This window comes from Ramlibacter sp. (genome assembly GCF_035627355.1).
Lineage (GTDB): Bacteria > Pseudomonadota > Gammaproteobacteria > Burkholderiales > Burkholderiaceae_C > Ramlibacter.
Window position 1 is genome coordinate 1 of sequence record NZ_DASPLW010000057.1, and the last position, 4,457, is coordinate 4,457.

Here is a 4,457-nt window from a genome sequence, read left to right on the forward strand (position 1 = left end):
AATGCCACGGCAAAGCGCTACGAGGGTCCCGGGACGATCCAGGAACTGTTCGAAGAGCAGGCGGCGCGCTCGGAAGGGCGGACGGCGCTGGTGTTCGAAGGCAGCGAGCTGAGCTACGGCGAACTGAATGCGCGGGCGAACCGGCTGGCGCACCGGCTGCGCGAGCTGGGGGTGGGGCCGGATGTGCTGGTGGGGATCTGCGCGGAACGCTCGGTGGAGATGGTGATGGGTCTGCTGGCGGTGCTCAAGGCCGGCGGCGCCTACCTGCCGCTGGACCCGGCCTACCCGGCGCAGCGCCTGGCCTACATGCTGGAGGACGCGCGGCCGAAAGTGCTGCTGACCCAAACGTCCCTGCTGCCCCTGCTGCAGGAGCTGCCGGCACAGGGCGGGGAGGCGGGATGGCGGACGCTGTGCCTGGACGCGGGGCAGGAATGGGCAGGCCATGGCGGGCACGACCCGCAGCCCGTCGCGCGGCCGGAGCACCTGGCCTATGTCATCTACACCTCCGGCTCGACGGGACGGCCCAAGGGAGTGGCGGTCGAGCAGGCGGGCATCGTCAACCGCCTGCGGTGGATGCAGGACGAGTACGGCTTGGGTGCGGGCGAGCGTGTGCTGCAGAAGACGCCGTTCAGCTTCGACGTGTCGGTGTGGGAGTTTTTCTGGCCGCTGATCACGGGGGCGACGCTGGTCGTGGCCCGGCCGGGCGGGCACCAGGACGTGGACTACCTGTCGGGGCTGATCGCCAAGGAGCGGATCACGACGCTGCACTTCGTGCCGCCGATGCTGGACGTGTTCCTGGCGACGGCCGAAGTGGGCCGCTGCGCGACGCTCAGGCGGGTGATCTGCAGCGGGCAGGCGCTGCCGCTGGAGCTGCAGGAGCGCTTCTTGGCGCAGCTGCCGGGCGTGGAGTTGCACAATCTGTACGGGCCGACGGAGGCGTCGGTGGATGTGAGCTACTGGGCGTGCCGGGCCGGCACGCCGCTGGCCAGCGTGCCGATCGGCCGGCCGATCGCCAACATCCAGCTGCACGTGCTGGACGAGCAGCTGCAGCCGGTGCCGGTGGGAGTGGCGGGGGAGCTGCACATTGCGGGGATCGGCCTGGCGCGTGGTTACCTGGGCCGGGGCGCGCTGACGGCGGAGAAGTTCATTCCGAACCCGTTCGGTGCGGCGGGCAGCCGCATGTACAAGTCGGGAGACCTGGCGCGCTACTTGCCGGACGGGTCGATCGAGTACCTGGGTCGGATGGACGAGCAGGTGAAGATCCGGGGTCTGCGCATCGAACTCGGAGAGGTGGAGGCGGTCTTGAAGGCGCAGGCGGGCGTGCGCGACGCGGTGGTGCTGGCGCGCGAGGACGTGCCCGGCGACAAGCGCCTGGTGGCGTATATTGTCGCTGATGAGACGCTGGCGATCGATGTCTTGCGTTCAGCGCTGTCGGCGCAACTGGCCGACTACATGGTGCCGTCGGCCTTCGTGCAGCTCGAGCGGCTGCCGCTGTCGCCGAACGGCAAGCTCGATCGCAAGGCGCTGCCGGCGCCGGACGGCGGCGCCTATGCCCAGCGCGTCTATGAAGCACCGGTTGGCGAAACCGAAGCACGACTGGCCGCCATCTGGCGCGAGCTGCTGCAGCTGGAGCAGGTCGGCCGCAACGACAATTTCTTCGAACTGGGCGGCCATTCGCTGCTGGCCGTCACCTTGGTGGAGCGCATGCGCCGTGCCGGGCTGGCAGCCGATGTTCGCACCTTGTTCTCCGCGCCGACCATCGCAGCCCTGGCGGCTAGCGTCAATGCCGGCGACAGCATCCGGGTACAGGTGCCGCCGAACGGCATCCCGGACGGCTGCACGGCCATCACGCCGGACATGCTGCCGCTGGCGAAGCTGGACGAGGCGGAAATTGCCCGTATCGTTGCCTCGGTGCCGGGCGGCGCCGCCAACGTGCAGGACATCTATCCGCTGGCTCCCTTGCAGGAAGGCATCCTGTTCCACCACATGATGGCGCAGCAGGGCGATATCTATCTGTTGCCGACGCTGGTGGCCTTCGACCGGCGCGAGCGTCTCGACCAGTTTCTGGCGGCGATGCAGCGCGTGGTGGACCGTCACGACATCCTGCGTACGGCCCTGGCATGGGAAGGCCTGGCCGAACCGGTGCAGGTGGTATGGCGCGAAGCGCCGCTGCAGGTGCGGCAGGTGGAACTGGATCCCGGCCAGGATGACGCCGCCCGGCAACTGCGTGAACGCTTCGATCCGCGCCACTACCGTATCGATCTGCGCAAGGCACCGCTGTTGCACTGCTTCATTGCGCACGACGCCGCCAACGAGCGCTGGCTGTTGCAGGTGCTCGCGCACCACGCGGCAATCGACCACACGGCGCTGGAAATCCTGGTGGCGGAAATCCGCGCCGTGGTGGAAGGACGCGCGGACGAATTGCCGGCAGCGCTGCCGTTCCGCAATTTCGTGGCGCAGGCAGGCCTTGGCGTGAGCCGAAGCGAGCACGAGGCGTTCTTCAAGGCGATGCTGGGCGACATCGAAGAGCCGACCGCACCGTATGGCGTGCTGAGCCTGAAGGATGACGGCGCCGGCCTCGACGAGTATCGCGAACTGCTGGCGCCGGCGCTGTCGAAGCGCTTGCGTGAACGGGCCCGCCACCTGGGCGTGAGCGCGGCCAGCGTCATGCATCTGGCGTGGGCGCAAGTGCTGGCCGGATTGGCGGGGCGCGAAGAGGTGGTCTTCGGTACGGTGCTGTTCGGCCGCCTGCAGGGCGGCGCCGGCGCGGATCGTGCGCTGGGCATGTTCATCAACACGCTTCCGGTGCGGATCAAAGTGGCCGGTCAGGGCGCCGAAGCCGGCGTTCGCGCTGTCCATGCGCTGCTGGCGCAACTGTTTAAACACGAGCATGCGCCGCTGGCCCTGGCGCAGCGTTGCAGCGCCGTGCCGGCGCAGTTGCCGCTGTTCTCGGCCTTGCTCAACTTCCGTCACAGCGTTCCCAGGCAGGACGACGACGGTTGGGAAGGCGTCACGATCCTGGCGAGTTCCGAGCGCACCAGCTATCCCTTGACCATGTCGGTGGACGACCTGGGCGGAGACTTCGCGCTGACTGTGCAGGCGGACCTCGCGATATCGGCGCGGCGCGTCCTGGCCTATATGCTGACCGTGCTGTCGCAATTGGTGGACGCGCTGGAAAACGCGCCCGCGCGCCCGCTGGACGGCATGTCGGTCTTGCCGGCGGAGGAAAAGGCGCTGGTGCTGGAGAAGTTCAATGCCACGCAAGCCGAGTATCCGGATGCCGCCGGGCTGCATGTGCTGTTCCAGGAACAGGCAGCCAGGACGCCGGGCGCGGTGGCGCTCGTGCACGGCGATATGGCGCTGACCTACGCGGACCTCAATAGCCGCGCCAACCAGCTGGCGCACTACTTGCGCGCCGCAGGCGCGGCGGAGGAGGGGCGCGTCGTGATTGCCCTGCCGCGTTCCGTGGACTTCGTGGTGGCGGTGCTGGCCGTGCTGAAGACCGGGGCGGCCTATGTGCCGCTGGATATGGGATTGCCGGCAGCCCGCCGGGACTGGATCATCGAGGACAGCGGCGCCAGCCTGCTGCTGGGAAGCGCTCCTGTCGATGCTCCGGCCGGCGTGGCCTGCATCGATATCGCGGCAGCGGCCATCGCCGCCCAGCCTAAGAGCGACTTGGCGGCCGCGGTGGACGGCAGGGCCGGCGCGTATGCGATGTACACGTCAGGCTCGACGGGTGTGCCGAAAGGTGTCGATGTGCCGCATCGCGCCGTGGCGCGCCTGGTCATCAACAATGGCTATGCGCGCTTCAACGCCGACGACCGCGTTGCCTTCGCCGCCAACCCGGCATTCGACGCCAGTACGCTGGAGTTGTGGGCGCCATTGCTGAACGGCGGAACCCTGGTGGTGATCGACCAGGAATCCCTGCTCGACCCCCAGCGCTTTGCGGCGGCGCTGCAACAACAGCGCGTTTCGGTGCTGTGGATGACGGTAGGGCTGTTCAACCAGTATGCCGAGGCATTGGCCCAGTCCATCCGCACGCTGCGCTATCTGATCGTTGGCGGCGACTCGCTCGACCCGGCGGTGATCCGGCAAGTGCTGCGCGCCAATCCGCCCCGGCACCTGCTCAACGGCTATGGCCCGACCGAGACGACGACGTTTGCGACCACCTATGAAATCACGGCGGTCGATGATGACGCAGTCGCGATCCCGATCGGCCGGCCGATCGGCAACACGCAGGTGTATATCCTCGACCGCCATGGCAACCCGGCGCCGCTGGGGGTGGCAGGGGAGATCTACATCGGCGGGGCGGGTGTCGCCCGCGGCTACCTGAACCGGCCGGAGCTGACGCGGGAACGGTTCCTGCCCGACCCGTTCAGCGGCGAACCGGAAGCGCGCATGTACAAGACCGGCGACCTGGGGCGCTGGCTGCCGGACGGGACGGTGGAGTACCTGGG

1 protein-coding gene is annotated in these 4,457 nt (G+C 68.4%); it reads left to right on the forward strand.

The features are described 5' to 3' along the window. Positions 1-4,457, forward strand: a 4,457-nt coding sequence (locus tag VEC03_RS14090) for an amino acid adenylation domain-containing protein (RefSeq protein WP_324916190.1), incomplete at both ends; no start/stop codon positions are given.